Source organism: Paenibacillus sp. BIHB 4019, assembly GCF_002741035.1.
Classification (GTDB): Bacteria; Bacillota; Bacilli; order Paenibacillales; family Paenibacillaceae; genus Pristimantibacillus.
Map to the genome: position 1 here is coordinate 4,253,453 of NZ_CP016808.1, position 18,124 is coordinate 4,271,576.

Sequence of the window (18,124 nt, forward strand, 5' to 3'; positions counted from 1 at the left end):
TCGCCCCAAAATAATCTAAACTACAGAGATAGATGATTACATAGATAAATGAAAGCGCTTAAATGAATAGGGAACTCCTCAGTTTTCTGCAATACTGACAAGCCTAGCAGCTTTAACACACTTTTTGTATGCGCTTTCAATTCTCTGTAATATACGCCTTCCATATCTTATTTTTGTAAAAGGGGGTGGTCAAGTACCACGGACATATGTAAATTGAAAATTTTTTAGTGAGGTGAAAGGTGTGAATCAAGTACTTTCGAAGAAGAAATTATTTCTACTATTTTTGCTTGCATTATCCTTATTTCTAGTTTCTGCAATTCCAGCGTCCAAAGTTCATGCAGCAGCAACCAGTGAAAGCTATCAATGGAAGAGCGTACAGATTAATGGAGGAGGCTATGTACCTGCTGTAGTCTACAGTACCGCGCAAAACGGATTATTATACGCTCGAACAGACGTTGGAGGGGCATATCGTTGGAATTCTTCGGCTAAAACCTGGATTCCGCTCAATGATAATATCGGAAGGTCAGATGTCAACGATTCAGGGATTTTAAGTGTCGCAGCGGACCCTACGAATCCGAACAAAGTTTATTTAATGACAGGATTATATTATGAGTCTTGGGGAAGCTACGGAGCTTTCCTTGCTTCATCCGATAAAGGAGCTACCTGGACTAGGACACCACTTCCATTTAAGGTAGGAGGAAATCAGCTAGGCAGAGGGACTGGCGAACGGCTTCAAGTCGACCCAAATCTTCCAAACGTGCTTTTCATGGGCTCCAATAAGGACGGATTATGGAAAAGCGTAGATTCCGGAGCAACATGGAATAAGGTAACAAGCTTTCCGGCTTCGGGTACAACCTTTGTTTTATTCGATCCATCGAGTTCTTCGACGGGCGCAGCTACTCAGCGAATCATTGTAGGGGCTACGAATGCAACAGCAGGAAGCTTATACATTAGCAATGATGGCGGAAACACATGGAATTCGATATCCGGACAGCCTACCTCTTACGTGCCAATGCGAATCGTGATGAATGGCCGCAATCTGTATATCACGTATGCTGGTTTTGGCAATCCTAATTCCTTGGGTGGTCCTTATGATGCGACAAGTGGAGCCGTATATAAATATAACTTAACATCCAAAGCATGGTCTAATATTACTCCGCTGGGAACAGGAATAACCCACGGATTCAGTGGAATCTCCATTGATAAACAAAATCCTAATAACATGCTTATATCGACTCTATGCCGTTATACTCCGGCCGATGAAATATACCGCACAACCGATGGGGGCAGCACGTGGAAAGGAATTCTAACGACTGGAATTCGCAGTGAAACCAAGTCTCCTTATCCAAGCCTGATTACAGGAATGACTCCACACTGGATTACCAGCGTAGAGATTGATCCTTTTGACAGCAATAAGGCTATGTTCGTTACAGGATATGGTACTTACTTGACTGAGAATCTTAAAGACTCGGATAATAATCAATCGGTTACATGGTCTTTCGAAACGGTTGGAATGGAGGAGACTGTACCGGTAGAATTAAAGAGTCCTACAGTTGGGCCTTATTTGTTCAGCGGACTGGGGGATGTGACTGGGTTTAGGCACGATAATCTTGATGTATCGCCTGTGAACGGTCCCTATAATCCTCAGTTTAGCAGCAATGAGAGTCTTGATTATGCCGAATTGCAATCCAATATCATAGTTAGAACTAGCAAATATACAGCCAATGGTTTTGTTAATGGTTTAATCTCGACAGACAGAGGGGTTACATGGAAAAACTTCGAATCGGAGCCTCCCGGTGTAACCAACGGCGGCAAAATTGCAATTAACGCAGATGGAACTAATCTTCTATGGAGCCCAGTGGGAATGGGGGTATACGTTTCTATAGATTTGGGTAAAACTTGGACTGCGAGCCCTGGCTTTGCCGGTACAGATTTGAAACCTATTACTGACAGGGTTAATCCGAACAAAGCCTATCTATATGATCCGGCTACCGGAAAAGTATATATAAGCCATAACGGTGGCATATCATTTGCAGCATCCTCGGCAAGTGTACCCGTTTTGCAGAGTTGGCTCCTGGCAGATGGAGTGATGAAGGCTGTATATGGGCAAGAAGGGCATCTTTGGCTGACTGGTGGAACGGGTGGACTTTACCGTTCAAGTAATTCGGGCGCTTCGTTCTCCAAGGTCGCTAATGTTACAGAAGCGTATAGGCTAGGCTTCGGAAAGTCTGCGCCTTCTCAAACCTATCCATCTGTTTTTATAACAGGAATTATCGATGGAGTATATGGCTTCTATAGATCAGACGATCAAGGGGCAACTTGGGTACGCATTAACGATGACCAGCACCAATACGGCAGCATTCAAGATATTACCGGTGACCCCAAAGTATATGGACGTCTCTATGTGGGAACGAACGGCCGTGGTATTCTTTATGGAGATAAGTCTGGTTACGTAGATACGAATGCCACTTTGTCGCCAATGACAGCCACTTTTGATCCAACTCAGCCATCCGATATTATAGTGAATATGACGCTAAAGAGCAATATGTTGAACGCGGTTATGAATGGAACTACTCTGCTTGTGCAAGGGACGGACTACACACTGTCAGGAAGCTGCCTTACGGTTAGAAGCAGTTATCTGCAAAGTCTCCCCTCGGGTACAGCAACATTAACTTTTGATATGAACAACGGAATAGACCCTGTATTAGATATTGTAGTAAAAAGCACAGCTAATGCGCCGGATACGACCACCTACAACTTTGAATCGGATTTACAAGGACTTACTGCTAGCAACGTTACAATTACGAGAGATATCTTTAAATCTTATTTTGGTAATGCTTCAGCAAAGGTTTCTTACTCTAGCAGCCAGACGTCTACGACTCCTGACGTCAAATTGGAAACAAGCGGACTACAGCCGGGGGATCTAGTGACATATAGAATTTTCGTAGATAGTGGATCAGATGCTAATTCATTGGAGTTTTATGGTGTCCATGACGGCAATCAGAGAGTCACTCTAGGTACCGACACGACTTTTCTGAAAAATTGGTGGTTTACGTATACGTATCTGGTGCCTGACGATTGGAACGATGTCGAAGCTTTCGGCTTTAGAGTTTTAGGAAATGGGGGTGGAGGCAGTGTATGGGTAGACAGCGTTAATGTCGTTCATGGCGCAACTATTGCGCCTATGACGGCTGCTTTCGACCGGCATACTCCCAACCAGGCTGATATTGCTGTAACAATGACACTTAACGGCACTACTTTGCTTGGTATTAAAAACACTGGTGTAGGGTTGGTGCAAGGAACCGACTATACCGTAACTGGCAATAACGTCACTATTCTAAAAAGTTACCTTGCCAAGCAGCTTGCTGGAACGACCTCATTGACCTTCGACTTCAACTCAGGAAACGATCCTGTTCTGCACGTACAAGTATCGAATTCCTCTGTTGTGACGGATACCGCTCGATATAATTTCGAGACTGGGTTACACGGGTGGAGAGTCGATCAGGCCATAGGGACACAGGATATGACGAAGGCGTACGCTGGGGAAACATCGCTGAAATTGGTTTATCCGACCATTACGAGTTCCATCACGCCTAATTTCTCGGCTGCAGAGGGAGATTTGAAGCCCGGCGATGAAATCACCTACCATATTTTTGTTGATAATAATGCAGACTTGAGCGCTCTACAGTTTGCGGCAATGCATGACGGTTATATCTATACAGACATTAGTGGGGGGTATATCGCAAGTCCTGCGAAAGGCCAATGGTTGACCTATACTTTCGTTCTTCCAAATGACTGGCTTGAAGTTAATTCTGTCGGCTTGTATTTAAGAGGCGGCAGTGGCGGCGGTACGATCTGGCTCGATAGCGTAAGTGTTAAGAGTAACGCAGCGTTCAGTCCGGTCACAGCAACCTTTGACAAGAATGCAGCAAACCAGTCTGACATTGCATTAAACCTGTCGTTAAACGGACACGCTCTAACCGCGATTAAAAATGGAAGTTCGACCTTGAATGAAGGTGTCGATTATACAGTGTCGGGCACTACCGTGACGATCAAGAAAAGCTATTTGGCGACGCAAGCAATGGGGACAAATCAATAGGCGGTTCGAACGTCTCTGGAAGCCTGGTTCCTATGCCTTCGGTAAAGACAGGGGCAGATCATTATGCGGAGTACAGCTTTACCAGTGGCGCGGGGTCACTTACTGCCAGCCAAAGCTTGGAGATTCTAACTGCATTCAATAAAAATAACTGGAGCAGCTATACGCAGACAAATGATTATTCATTTAATCCAACAGCTACTGCTTTCACTGATTCAACTCATGTAACTGTCTATATCTCCGGTAATCTGGTATGGGGAATAGAGCCATAAGATACTCCAGCCCTGAGAATCCTTCAGGGCTGTTTAATTAACTTAAAGAAAGCAGGATGGGTGGAAGTTTGTGCGGGTGTAGGAGGGGCTTCTCTAACGCTGCAAATGCAAGAGAGAGCAAAATGTTTCTTGCTGAAGTACACCGTGTCACGGATGCAGCGAAATACTCAAACTAAGCAATTGCAAGCAAAAAGCCAGATGGATTGAACGTCTAGTTCAGTCCATCTGGCTTTTTGCGATATTGATTCGGCGAAATTCCGTATGCCTTTTTGAACGTTCGAATAAAGTGCGTATTGTTTTCAAAGCCGATCGATTCGCTGATGTTGTGAATTTTCATATTCGAGCTCATAAGCAGTTCAATGGCTTTATTTAGCTTTATCGTTTGTAAAATTTCACTGAACGTGAGGCCTAAAGATGTTTTTATCATTTTGCTTAAATAGGATTCGGTAAAATGGAAACGATGCGATAGTTCTCCTAAGGTTACTGTTTTATAGTTGTTTTGCATATAGCTCAAAATCGAAAGCATCTTTTCGCTCTTAGGCAAGCTCTTTGGAAGTATGGCTTGTCCCTCGTGTTCTCTTAGCAAATAACCGAAAAACAGCATTAGCAGATTATACAAAATGTTAGCAGAATACTTTTTGTTGATATGATGTTCAATGTAGAGCCTTCCCATGAGTTCTTTCAGATTATGATTTCGGTTTGTTTTAAAAATAATGTAATTGCTATAGTTCTCGGTATACAATACTTTATTGAAGAACGATGAGAGAACGGTTTCATGTTTAAGAATTTCAAGAAACGTGTCGTTAAAAGTGCTTCGTTTAATCAGCACGTTCAGGATAATACTCTCGTCAAATACTTCGATGGTGTGCTCTACTTTGGGAGGGATGATGCATAAGTCTCCTTCAGAAAGTAGGATTGTTTCTTCCGTAATCGCTTGTGTGCATTGCCCCGAGTAAACATAAATCATTTCAAAAAACTCATGCTTATGTTTGAAAACCGGAGTATACCGATTATGTTTGAGAACTAGAATATCAACGCTGTAATTATTGGAAAATAAATCCTCTTCTTTTATGAAGGTTGAAATATGGCTGGTACTGATCTCGGGTACGACGAGAAACCGATCTTTGATATAGGAAAGATCCGCGCATTCTAAGAAAGCTTGAAGCTTCGAGGTGTCTTTTTTGGATTCATAATAATCTCGATAAAACAATTCGTCTTCCGTATACGCGTTTAGTAATTTCTCCAGCTCTTCTATGTGCATGATGCCTCGACGCCCCCCCTTTAAGGAATTGCAAGTAATTATATAAGAAAGCGAAGAAAATTCCAATCCACAAAGAACATAAAATGTTAACTTTTGAAGGTGAAATAGGTCAGTGCTATTGATAGCACTTAAAAATATGATAGAACTGAGAGCGATTCAATTAGTATAGAACGTTAGAATTAGCACAAAGAAGGTGGAGGAAGATGGCTTACAATATCACAGAAATAACGATCATGCATGAACACGAGCCTATGGGAATAGACGAAAGGTGGCCTGTTATTGCCTGGAAGTTTGCTTCCGATGAGAACAATATGAAGCAAACCTCGGCTAGAATTATCGTAGGAAGTACGCCTAACGGGCATGATCTGTGGGACAGTGGTTGGAAGCACACAGATTGCTCCATTGGAACAGCCTATGAAGGTTATGAACTGCAGCCTAGTACAGAATATTATGTCGGTATTACAACTGTAAATCAGAACGGGGAAACGGCAGCCGCTTCGACTAAATTTGAAACCGGTCTCATGAATTCAGGGATTGAAGCCTGGGATGGCGCCAAATGGATCGGAGCGCCGGAATATTACGTCTATAGCGAGGCGATGGGCGTTTTTGCCTTGACGGGCACGATCACGATTAGGCCAGGGGGTACTCGAGCGGGGCTTGTATTTGGGGCTAATGACAATAGGCTTCTAAACCGGGAAAGAAACGAATCATTATTGCAAGGCGAGAACTACATTCGATATGAAATAAATCTTGACGATCAGCTTGCCAGGCTGGACATCTATAGGGTTGGCTACCATAAGGATGACCGTAATGATATCCCATTTGCTTCGGTACCTCTCATTGGGCAAATCGGGGGAGGGACGAAACCGCTAATAACGGAAGCTAATCGGCACGCCCCTCATTACTTGAGAGTTGAAGTATCAGGCAATAACGCTTGTGCTTACGTGGATGGCGTGTTAGTTGACGATGCACGACAGTTAAATCCACTGGGGAACAATGATATTACGACCTTCCCAAGACTGTGCGATATCGGCTATTTCGCCTGTGCGCATACGATGGCGCATTTTGATGGTATCCGTTTAAGCTTCCTTCGCCATCCTTCAAACATTTTTTATGAAATGGATACGGAGTCTGGCATAGAGCTGTGTGCGGAAGAGATTGATTTGCAGGTTACCAGAAGTCCTGATTGCCATGCACTACCCATGCTGCGCAGGGATTTCGATGTAAGAAAGCCCCTTAGGAAAGCGAGACTGTACGCTACTGCTAGAGGCATCTATGAATGCATGATCAACGGTGAGTCGATCGATGACCAGTTTTTCGCACCGGGCTCTAGCCACTATGATAAGCACCTGATGTACCAAACGTATGATGTAACACCTTATTTGTCTGAAGGAGTAAACGGTATTGGTTTCACTTTGTCCGCAGGGTGGTGGAGCGGCTCTCAAACCTTCGTCATGAGAAATTATAATTACTGGGGGGACAAAGAAAGCCTGCTCGCCAAGCTGGTGTTGCTGTATGAGGACGGTACATCAGATATATTGGTATCTAACGATGATGAATGGTCTTATTTTGGTGAGGGACCTTATCGTTTTGCTGGGTTCTTTCAGGGAGAAATATATGACGCGAATTTTTCCTATATTTATGAGGACTTCTCGAAACCGGGTTTTGCTGAAGCAGGCATGAAGAGGCCGGAGATTATCGAGGTTGCTCCGATCGGAGAATTTGATTCCTTGCCGGGAGCCTTCCTACCGTGGCCGGCGGTGAACGAATCGGAGCCAGAACTGATTGGCCACTACAACGCACCCGTGAAACAGGTTGAAACGTTTACAGCTAAAAGAATGACCGAACCAGCTCCAGGCGTCTACATTTATGACTTAGGTCAGGAGATTGCTGGTGTGCCAATCCTGAGAATTAAAGGTGAAGCAGGGACCGAAGCGCGAATTCGCTATGCAGAAATGCTTTACCCGGAACTTAAGGAATATGGGGAGCTGTATGGGAGGCTGCTTCAGGCTAACTTGAGGGATGCATCCAGTACTGACATTTATAAATTTCGAGGGGATCCAGAAGGTGAAACTTACATGCCAAGGTTTACTTTCCATGGTTATCGCTATATCGAGATTACTGGAGTTGTCGAGGCTCCAGCTCTGGAAGACGTACAAAGCATTCAGCTTTCCAGCATTGCTGCTATCACGGGCAAGGTGGAAGTGGATCATGAATTGGTAAACAGATTGGTGCAAAATGTGAAATACAGTCAGCTTAGCAATTTCATCAGTATTCCTACGGATTGTCCGCAGCGAAACGAACGAATGGGTTGGACGGGTGACGGTCATGTATTTTTGCGAACAGCTGCTTATCAGAGTAATGCAAGGTCCTTCTATCTTCGTTACCTGCAGGCTATACGAGACGGTCAATTAGCTGATGGCAATTTGCCGAATATAGCGCCGGTGGGCAGCGGTTTCGGCGGGATTACTTACGGCAGTTGCATTCACTTAATGATATGGGAAATGTACCAGCAGTATGGAGATTTAGAGGTAATTGCTGAGTACTACGACACGATGAAGCGCTTTATGGTCTATCTGGAAAACAAAGGAATGCCCGGCCCTGCTTATATGGGACCAATCGACGATTGGCTTGCGCCAAGTAAAACGGATAGCCATCTTGTATGGAATGCTTTTTACGGGAGAGACGTTTATTTAATGAGCGTGTATGCAGAGTTGTTAAATAAGCAGGATGATGCTGTCTATTATAAAGATAAAGCGGTTGAAGCGAAAAAATACTGGAACGATACTTTTGTAGAGCCGATTTCCGGCAAAACGTTGAATATGGACGGTACGGTGAACGATACGCAGGGTGGCTATGCGATCGGTTTGAATTTCGATATGTTCGTTCCGGCTAACAGGCAAAAGGCTTTCGACAACCTTGCGGAGAAGACCAAGGAAGCCGGCTTCACAGTAACGACTGGATTTTTCGGAACCGGGCCGCTTAATCCGATGCTCAGTGAAGGCGGGTATTCTGATCTCGCTTATAAGTTAATTACCCAGACGACTTATCCAAGCTGGCTATATCCTGTGACCCAGGGTGCAACGACGGTATGGGAGCATTGGGATAGCTACACTGTTGAGAAAGGTTTCGGTGGGCGTAACGCCATGAACAGCTTTAATCATTATTCATTAGGAAGCGTCGTAAGCTGGCTGTATGAATACGTACTAGGGATCCGGAGGGATGAGCAGAACCCGGGATTCTCACATTTTATTCTGAAGCCTGAATTGACGGGCTTTGCAAGTGCAATCGGGGGCATTGAGACGGGATTCGGAAGAATTGAAAGCAGCTATTCTATCGTAGGAAGCGAGGTTGCGTACCGTTGCACGATTCCGGCAAACGCTGCAGCAACGGTCGTTCTCCCCGGAATAACAGAGAAGCTAGGAAGCGGAACGTATGAATTTTTTTTCCGTTTGAAACTAACATCCTCTGAAGTAATTCAATAGAGGAGATAGGACCATGAAGCTTAAACAAGATTGGCAAGCGAAGTGGATTTGGAGCAATACGCCTGTGAATACTCCCAATGTGTATACAGAAGCACGAACTCTTTTTTTAGTCGATTCTGACCTTCAGGAAGCCGTACTGCATATTTCTGCTAATCAGGAATACAAGCTGTTTGTGAACGGGGCATGGGTAGGCAATGGCCCTTCTCCTTCAGACAATGCCTGGCAGTATTATGATTCTTATGAAGTGGCGAATTTGTTGCATAGTGGAGCCAACAGCATTGCTATTGTTGCATACAATTTTTCCGATACTCATATTTACAATAGCCAAAAGCAAGGTCCGGGAGGTATTGTCGCCCAATTGGATATGCTTACAGACGAAGGCGATGTGGCTGTCTACACAGACGAGCGCTGGAAATGCCGTCGGTCGTCCCGCTGGGTACATAAGGTGTCAAGAATGCATGCTTGGAATGGATTTAAGGAAATTTACCTCGCGGAACAAGAGGACGGCTGGGAACAAACGGAATACGATGACTCCAACTGGGCAAAGGCTAGAATAGTCTCTGAGGTAGATGTTCAAGATACGCCGTGGCTGCATTTGATCCCCCGTGAAATTCCGTTTCTTGCCCGGGAAGACGTCAAGCCCGAATTCATCATTCGCGTTGAAGAAAATTATGGCGCCGTTCATGGTTTTATGCAGCTATTAAAGGGAGCGTCAGGAAACATGGAGGTGGATGCCTCCGTTGCGGGTTCAATGCCCGCGGTTGTATTCGACTTCGCTGCTGAGAAGGTTGGTTATCCAATTATGGATATCGCTGCTCCGGAAGGGGGCGTTGTACAGTTGTATTATGGCGAGTCGCTAGAATTGGTGCTAGTAGACACATTTGTTCTGAAGAAGGGTTTCAACCGGCTGTCACCGTTCGGAAGGCGGGCATTTCGATATGTGAAGTTAGCAGTCCAAGCGGCAGCTGCCCCGTTGCTGATTTCGAATTTCAGGGTTCAGTTCGTCTCCTATCCGTTTACTCAAGAAGGTTCGTTCTGTTGCAATGATGCTTTGTTGAATCAAATTTGGGACATCGGACGCTATACGACACGCGTGAATAGCCAAGACCATCTGGAAGATTGCCCTTATCGAGAGCAGGCGCTCTGGGTTGTTGACGCTGTTGTAATGGGCAAAGTGATTTATCAAACATTCGGCGACACTGCCCTTCTTCGAAAATGCTTGCTTCAGCTTGCCAGAATCCAGAATGAAGATGGCTCAATACCAGGTACAGGCCCGGAGCGTAATTCTCAGTTGCTGCCTGATTTTAATGCGTATTGGCTGCTTGGTGTTTACGATTATTGGATTTACTCGGGCGATAAGGGATTCATATTAGAACTGGAGACGACAATTCGCAAATTGCTAGCTTGGTTCGGCAAGCAGGAGGACGATGACGGTTTATTCGCTAGGGCGGATCGCAGCGGTTGGTGGTGCTTCGTGGATTGGGCAGATTATATGGATAAGCGTGATCGGGTAACCGCCATTTCTTGTTTATATTACAAAGTATTGCGAAGCACGGAAGAATTGGCAGCCGTATTTGAAGATGAGGGGTTCTCACGAGAATGTGCTGAACTTGCGGAACGGCTGAATAGGACTGTTCGCTTGCTTTTACGCATTCCGGACAGTGGGCTGTATGCCGATTGCTTAACGGACGATGGCTTATCGAGCAGCGTCACTTACCAGACCAACTTCATTGCACTTTGGTCCGGCTTGATGACCGACGAAGAGGCAGATGATTTTATTCAAAATGTTTTTGCTGCAGGTCAATGTCCAGAATTAAAAGGTGCATTTTTTTACCACATCGTTCTTGAAGCGCTATTTACCCGCGGATATGTAAACATGGCATTGAACATTATGCGTGATTATTGGGGGGGAATGGTTGCTCGCGGAGCGACGACATGGTGGGAAACATTCGATCCCTCATCCTCACCTTGCACGATTCCAAGTCCTTATCAGGGGAATACGCCATCATACCTGTCGGACGATACTCCGGTTAGTCTATGTCATGGATGGGGAGCGGCACCGACTTATCTGTTGACTAGGCAGGTGTTGGGCATCGACGTAAGCAATCTTTCTTCGGGAGAATTTGTTTTCCATCCTAAACTGGGAGATCTGACCTGGGCAAAAGGGACAGTACCGACTTCTTTTGGTTATATATCTGTGGAACTAGTCAGGGAGTCTGACGGCTCTCTCATGATTGACCTAGAGTATCCAGAATGCCTTTCTGCTCGTTTCATGGTGTATATGGAACAGTTCGAGAATAGACGAAACGGAAGAGTCTTCGTTGCACGTGGCAAGATCCCGAACGTATCTTGTTCAAGCGTATAAAGCTTTAAACTATAGATTAAAGGCGGCGACCTTTCCCAGGCTTTAGGTCAGGGCAAGGTCGCTGTTGTTTGAAATTACTGAAGAACATAAAATGTCAACTTTAGAAGGCGGATAGTGTCAGTGATTTTAATGTTTGAAAGCGCTACAATTTTCGATGTAGAGAACATTTAAGGGGGAACAGGAACACATGTGATTTGGAAGCTATCAGTAGGACATAAAATGTAAACTGTGGCTTGAGACCAGGCAATCATATTCGTTAGTAACGATCACAAAAAAGTGGTCGAGCTAGACGTAGGGAGGCACTTGAAATTGGAAACAGCTAGAAGGATATTACAACCATCGAAAAGGGAAAGAAGCAAACAATTTTTGCGTAACGCTCTGCGCAATCGTTATCTATACGCAATGTCATTGCCATTCGTTATTTGGGCTTTCGTATTCAGTTATTTACCTCTTTGGGGATGGACGATGGCTTTTCAAAAATACCGTCCAGGACGGTCATTTTGGGAGCAGGAATGGGTAGGATTCGATCACTTTGTGGCATTATTCCATGATGATATGTTCTATATAGTCTTGCGCAACACACTTGCCATGAGCTTCATGGGATTAATTGCTGGTTTTACGGTACCTATTATATTTGCCATCACTCTGAATGAAATAAAGTCAATGGCTTTCAAGCGTTTTGCACAGACTGTCTCTTATTTGCCCCACTTTGTATCATGGGTCGTTGTCGCCGGTATCGTTACGAAGATGCTCTCGACGGAGAATGGCGCTATCAACGATATTTTGCTGTGGGTTGGCATTATTCAAGAGCCCATTCAGTTTATGGCGAAAGGCGAGCTATTCTGGGGGATCGTTACGGTGTCGGACATGTGGAAAGAGATGGGCTGGAATGCCATTATTTATTTGGCTGCGATTGCGGGTATTGGTCCCGAGCTATACGAGGCGGCTAAAGTCGACGGAGCGAACAGAATTCAGCAGATCTGGCACATTACATTGCCGGGCATACGGACAACCATTGTTATTTTGTTAATTATGTCGATCGGTCATCTGATTAGTATCGGGTTCGAGAAGCAGTTCCTTCTCGGAAATAGTCTTGTACGCGATTACTCGCAAGTTCTTGATTTATATGCACTAAATTTTGGCCTTAACATGGGACGATTCTCTTTCGGTACAGCAGTCAATATTTTTAATTCGGTTGTAAGTGTATTGCTGTTATTGACAGCGAACGGCATTTTCAAACGTTTCACAAAAGAAAGCATTATGTAGGGAGGCACCAGTATGTCTAAGATAAGAAAGCGCCAAGAGGTGTCTGCTTCGGATCGCCTATTTGATATCTTTATTTATACCTTTGTTATTACCATGACCATTGTGACCTTATATCCCTTTCTTAACGTGGCAGCCATTTCGTTAAATGACTCGATTGACAGCGTACGTGGGGGAATCACGATCTATCCTCGGGTATTTACGCTAGAAAACTATAAAATCATCTTCACATACGAAGGTCTCTTGACCGGCTTTAAAAACTCCGCACTCCGCACTGTGCTTGGTACGATCGTCGGACTGATTAGCGCCTCGATGCTGGCCTTCACACTCAGTCGCAGCGACTTCCAAGGAAGGCGGTTCATATCTGTTTTTCTGGCGCTCACAATGTACGTATCAGGCGGCTTGATTCCGGGCTTTCTTCTCGTCCGCGATCTGGGCATGATGAACTCGTTTGCAGTGTATATTTTACCTGGCATTGTTAGTGCGTTCAACGTATTCGTCATCCGGTCGTTTATCGATGGGTTGCCTTACGCACTTCAGGAATCAGCCAAATTAGACGGAGCTAACGATTTTACAATCTACTGGCGAATTATTCTGCCACTCACGAAGCCTGCATTGGCAACGATTGCGCTATTTCTGGCAGTCGGCCAATGGAATTCTTGGTTTGATACGTATTTGTTCAACTCATCTAAAGCACATTTGACAACACTGCAGTTCGAATTGATGAAGGTGCTGCAAAGTACACAGGCTAGCACGGATTACCGCTCCCAGAACATGTCTGAGGTTATGTCCAAGATATCGCCTGAATCCGTCAAGATGGCTATTACGATGGTCGTCACACTGCCAATTCTCGTAGTATACCCTTTCTTGCAAAAGTATTTCGTAAAGGGCATGACGCTTGGCGCGGTGAAGAGCTAGACCCTATTCCGGTAATGGCAGGGAAACCTGTGTATACAATACAAGCAGTGCCTAATATAAAGAGGAGGGTACGGAATGAACAGCAAAAGAAAATGGTTGAGTCTCACGTTGTCTGCTGCGTTGCTTGTCGGCTTGCTGGCAGGCTGCTCGGGCAATAATAAAGAAGGTAATACAGGAAACAATGTGAACACGGGCAATATTGAGGGCGAATCACTTGATTCGATCACGTTTAGCCTGTATAGTGCTGACGAGAGCCCAAATTGGCAAAAAATGCAAGATGCTGTCGGCAAGGAGATTACGAAAGCAACGGGTGTTACACTTGACGGAGAATTTGCAGTCGGTGATTCCTCCCAGAAAATATCTTTAATTGCGGCATCAGGTGAATATCCGGACATGATTAATCCTAAGGGGGAGCTTAGCAAACTTGTTGAGGCAGGTGCGATGCTAGATTTAACTGACCTGATTGAAAAGCATGCTCCGAATATCAAAAAGATGTTTGGAGATGAAATGAAGCGACTGCGTTACAGCAACGAAGACAAAGCGATCTATGTCATCCCGACTTACTCCGCCGCAGGTGGTGGACCATTCGAGACAGATGGCGGGTTCAAGCTCCAGCACCGAGTTGTTAAAGAACTCGGTTATCCAAAGATTGAAACGGTCCAAGACTTTGAGAATGCAATCAAAGCATACTTAGAGAAGCACCCGACTGATGAGAACGGTAATCCGAACATCGGCCTCACACTGAATGCTGACGACTGGCGCATCCTCATCTCCGTTACGAACCCGGCATTTTGGGCGACGGGTGCTCCGGATGATGGTGAGTATAACATCAATATCGAAACCCAAGAGGTTATCTACCACTATCGCCGCCCGGAAGAGAAAGAATACTTCCGATGGCTGAACCATATGTACCTAGAAGGGCTGCTAGATTCAAACAGTTTCGTGCAGAAATATGACCAATACAAGGCAAAAATCGCTTCTGGCCGTGTTCTAGGATTAATCGATCAAGTGTGGGATTACGCTGATGCTGAAAATGCTTTGAAAGCAGAAGGAAAATTAGAATATGGCTACGGCAGGTATCCGGTAGCTTTGTCGGATAAATATAAAGACGGATCTCTTTGGCCGACAGGTTTTATGGCAGGTTGGGGTATTGGTATTACAGTGGATAATCCAGATCCGGTAAGAGCAATCAAATTCTTGGATTACCTAGCTTCTGAAGAAGGACAAATCCTTCTTAATTGGGGTGTAGAAGGCCAGCATTACAACGTGGAGAATGGTAAGCGCGTCATTCCAACAGTAGTCAATGATAAGAAGAAAAACGATCCTACGGGCTTTCAGAAGGAAAGTGGTATCGGCTTCTATACCTACTTAGGTGCCCGATATGGAGATGGCGTACTGGATTCTACGGGCAACTATTATACAACCAACTTTCCGGACCAGATTATTGCTTCCCAGAATGAAGCAGAAAAAGAGACGCTTGCTGCTTATGGGGTGAAAACGTGGCTAGAATTGTTCCCGCAGCCTAAGGAGTTCCCTGTTCGTCCGTGGGGCGCGGCATGGAACATCACGGTTCCGGCTGACAGCGAAACAAATGTTTTGCAAGAAAGAATGATGAGAGACATTACATGGAAACGTATTCCGCAAGCGATTATGGCAAAAGAGGGAGAGTTCGATGCGATTTGGGATACGTATCAGAAAGATTTGATTGATGCTGGCGTAGAGAAGATGGAGACCGGCTACGAAGCTCTTGTAAAAGAACGCGTATCCCTTTGGAATGATTGATCTCATTACTGACAAGGAAGAGCCTGCTAACGCGGGCTTTTTTGATGTCCGTATGCATACACCATAAGATGAAAATGTTGCATTAGTCGGTTTGAAATTACATCCAACTTTATATTTGCATTTGCTAATTGGGGAGTGCTGCCCTATTATTAAAGTTGATATTAAACGAAAAGGATGAGCATGTATAATGAACGAAAATAAAGTTCTAATTGTTGACGGAATGGCTCTTCTTTTCAGAGCTTATTTTGCTCAATCGTATAGCGCTAGACGCTTGGAAGATGGAACTCCCACAAATGCCATCTTTGGTTTTTTTCAGTATTTCTTTGATGCGGTAAATCAATTTCAGCCGACGCATGTCGTATGCTGTTGGGATATGGGAAGTAAAACTTTTCGATCTGACTTATATTCAAATTATAAAGCAAACAGGCCAAGCGCACCTGAAGATTTAATTCCACAGTTCTCTTTGGTAAAGGATGTTGTTGCTGCTCTTCAAATTCCAAACATTGGACTGGAGGGCTACGAAGCAGATGATTGCATCGGAACGGTATCGAAACGTTTTAGTAATCTTGGGCATGTCTATGTTCTAACAGGTGATCAAGACATGCTCCAGTTGGTGGATGAGCGCATTCATGTAATAATCATGAAGAAGGGCAGATCCAATTATGCTGTTTATGATTTAGATTTCCTGAAGGTTGATAAAGGCATTCATCCTTTCCAGGTCATCGAAATGAAGGGCCTTACAGGGGATACAAGTGATAATTATCCTGGGGTGAAGGGCATAGGGGAAAAAACCGCACTTAAATTATTGAGCGAATACGAGTCAATCGACGGCATACTAAGCAATTTAAACCTTTTGCCGAAAAGCATTAAAGCGAAAATTGAATCTGATTTAGAGATGCTGCATCTTTCAAGAACTCTTGCCAGAATTAACATTGAGGTTCCGATTGAATGCTCCTTCGATGAGTGTTTATGGGAGGTCAATTTGGAATCAGCAACAATGTTATTTGAAAAATATAGGCTAACCTCTTTATTAAAAATGATTGGTTAAAGACTAATTAGCGAAGGCTATCGAGGACATCTCGATAGCCTTTTTATTTTTCATAGGCCTCATTAACCATTCTCTAATTTCCTGAACTCAAAACAAAAAAATGAAACCCATCGCTTCGGATAAAGCGTGAGTTACTTTATATTCTAAGGCCCATGCAAACGAGCATGGGCTTGTTTGATTTGTACACCCATCTATGCATGGCTGCACTTGTGAACAGCGCCAATTTCATAGGGGAATAGAGCTAATATTAAAAAATGGTAAAGGTTGAAAAAAGGTGAATCCGCACATTTTAATAAATGTTAATCCGTAAAATAAAGATAATATCTTGGAATCGATCGAAATTGTATAGTCGTTACATGGATTGCGAAGTTTGTTGATTATTGCTAGTGCTTTCGGCAATCGGGTTGATCTGAAGCTTCAAACGAAACATTAGAGAGATGACAGCTGTGGAGACAACAAACAAAATGCCCGAGCACAGGTACATGAAGGCTAATGGCAGGAACGTGCTAAGCCATCCGGAAACCATGGTCATGAGCACCATGGAGCCCATGAAGATCGGGCCAAAAGCCCCGTTAACTCTTCCGACATAAGCTTCATCCGTCGTTTTCATGACAATGGAGTTAATTCCTACTTGTATGAAGGGGAGGACAAAACCGCGAATGAACTGCATCGCCAGAGATAAGGAGAGATAAGTTGAAAATCCGATACCGATGACGGAAAAGGCGCTAAAGAGATTGCCGATGGCTAAAATTTTCTGAGAGGGTACAAGCTTCGAGATTCCTACAACTAATAAACCTCCAGCAACGGTTGCTACAACATTGGTACTGGCAAACCACTGATAATATTCTTTATCCAATTGCAGCTGATCAACGACGATGAAAATGCCGAGCGGCTGAATGATACCGACCGCAAGTCCCCCTAGGCCGAAGGCGATGCCGAGCAAACGAAGTGCCGGATTTTGAAGAACATATGTAAATCCGCCGCGCAATTCAAACCAGAAGGACTCCCTCTTGTCCCCGATTTTGCCCAGCTTGTCTGGTGGCAGCAAGGTTAAAGTGACGGCTGACAAAACAAATGCGACGGCTACTAATGCGAGCGAAACGTTGATGCCGTATGCGCTATAAACGAAAGTGCCAAATACCGGACCTATGACAACAAAGACGCTGGTTAACGTTTGGTACATCGCCATGCCCGTCTGAATATGCTCCTCCGGTACATGCTGCTTAAATAACTTCATCCCGGAGGGCTGCGAGAATTGCGATAAAACCGCGGATAGCAGTGTCGTGAAGAATATCGCTTTCCATGAGCCTAACAATAAGGCCGCCAAGATGGCCAGCAGCGATAGGGCACTGAGCAAATCGCAGTAAATCATCGTTTTTTTGGGTTTCCAACGATCCGCAAAGGTTCCGCCGATGACAGAGAAGATGAGAATCGGAGCAAATTCGGCGACATAGAGCATCGACACGGCAACGGTATCGTTGTTCGTCATTTCCATAACGAACAGTAGAATGGCAAAGTTCCGCATCCAGACGCCTATTTGCAGAAACAGACTGGATATCAGAATGACGCGTATAAACTTGTTCCCGAAAAAATCGGACGCAGATAAAAACCGTTTTACTCTTTGTACCATGATT

Annotated in this window: 9 protein-coding genes; 7 read left to right on the forward strand and 2 right to left on the reverse strand. The window is 44.5% G+C overall.

The window, feature by feature from the left end:
* Positions 1 to 241 precede the first annotated feature (241 nt).
* Positions 242 to 4,099, forward strand: a complete 3,858-nt coding sequence (locus tag BBD42_RS18490) for a X2-like carbohydrate binding domain-containing protein (RefSeq protein WP_099519357.1) — start codon at positions 242 to 244, stop codon at positions 4,097 to 4,099.
* Between the two features lie 480 nt (positions 4,100 to 4,579).
* Here the strand turns inward: BBD42_RS18490 and BBD42_RS18500 are convergent, their stop codons facing one another.
* A complete protein-coding gene (locus BBD42_RS18500; protein ID WP_099519359.1) occupies positions 4,580 to 5,629 on the reverse strand; it encodes an AraC family transcriptional regulator in 1,050 nt (349 codons plus the stop codon).
* A gap of 203 nt (positions 5,630 to 5,832) precedes the next feature.
* Here BBD42_RS18500 and BBD42_RS18505 point away from each other — a divergent pair, with 203 nt between their 5' ends.
* The 6 genes from BBD42_RS18505 to BBD42_RS18530 all read left to right on the forward strand — a co-directional run bounded on the left by BBD42_RS18505 (position 5,833) and on the right by BBD42_RS18530 (position 16,490).
* Positions 5,833 to 9,114: an alpha-L-rhamnosidase gene (locus tag BBD42_RS18505; RefSeq protein WP_099519360.1), complete on the forward strand. Its 3,282-nt coding sequence runs from the start codon at positions 5,833 to 5,835 to the stop codon at positions 9,112 to 9,114.
* Between the two features lie 13 nt (positions 9,115 to 9,127).
* Positions 9,128 to 11,479, forward strand: a complete 2,352-nt coding sequence (locus BBD42_RS18510) for an alpha-L-rhamnosidase-related protein (protein ID WP_099519361.1) — start codon at positions 9,128 to 9,130, stop codon at positions 11,477 to 11,479.
* 327 nt (positions 11,480 to 11,806) lie between these two features.
* A complete protein-coding gene (locus BBD42_RS18515) occupies positions 11,807 to 12,745 on the forward strand; it encodes an ABC transporter permease (protein WP_237163538.1) in 939 nt (312 codons plus the stop codon).
* Positions 12,746 to 12,757: 12 nt separating this feature from the next.
* On the forward strand, positions 12,758 to 13,660 hold the full coding sequence (locus BBD42_RS18520; RefSeq protein WP_099519362.1) for a carbohydrate ABC transporter permease: 903 nt from the start codon (positions 12,758 to 12,760) through the stop codon (positions 13,658 to 13,660).
* Between the two features lie 75 nt (positions 13,661 to 13,735).
* Positions 13,736 to 15,442 (forward strand): ABC transporter substrate-binding protein, encoded by a 1,707-nt coding sequence (locus tag BBD42_RS18525; protein ID WP_099519363.1) that lies wholly within the window; start codon positions 13,736 to 13,738, stop codon positions 15,440 to 15,442.
* A 187-nt stretch (positions 15,443 to 15,629) separates the two neighbouring features.
* On the forward strand, positions 15,630 to 16,490 hold the full coding sequence (locus tag BBD42_RS18530) for a 5'-3' exonuclease (protein ID WP_099519364.1): 861 nt from the start codon (positions 15,630 to 15,632) through the stop codon (positions 16,488 to 16,490).
* A 352-nt stretch (positions 16,491 to 16,842) separates the two neighbouring features.
* Here BBD42_RS18530 and BBD42_RS18535 read toward each other — a convergent pair whose 3' ends face one another.
* Positions 16,843 to 18,120, reverse strand: coding sequence for an MFS transporter (locus BBD42_RS18535; RefSeq protein WP_099519365.1), 1,278 nt, complete (start codon positions 18,118 to 18,120; stop codon positions 16,843 to 16,845).
* Positions 18,121 to 18,124 lie beyond the last annotated feature (4 nt).

Excerpts from the sequence above, each read along its gene's own strand:
- BBD42_RS18530 (WP_099519364.1), top strand. The coding sequence starts at position 15,630 with ATGAACGAAAATAAAGTTCTAATTGTTGACGGAATGGCTCTTCTTTTC.
- BBD42_RS18505 (WP_099519360.1), top strand. The coding sequence starts at position 5,833 with ATGGCTTACAATATCACAGAAATAACGATCATGCATGAACACGAGCCT.
- BBD42_RS18525 (WP_099519363.1), top strand. The coding sequence starts at position 13,736 with ATGAACAGCAAAAGAAAATGGTTGAGTCTCACGTTGTCTGCTGCGTTG.
- BBD42_RS18500 (WP_099519359.1), bottom strand. The coding sequence starts at position 5,629 with ATGCACATAGAAGAGCTGGAGAAATTACTAAACGCGTATACGGAAGAC.
- BBD42_RS18510 (WP_099519361.1), top strand. The coding sequence starts at position 9,128 with ATGAAGCTTAAACAAGATTGGCAAGCGAAGTGGATTTGGAGCAATACG.
- BBD42_RS18520 (WP_099519362.1), top strand. The coding sequence starts at position 12,758 with ATGTCTAAGATAAGAAAGCGCCAAGAGGTGTCTGCTTCGGATCGCCTA.
- BBD42_RS18535 (WP_099519365.1), bottom strand. The coding sequence starts at position 18,120 with ATGGTACAAAGAGTAAAACGGTTTTTATCTGCGTCCGATTTTTTCGGG.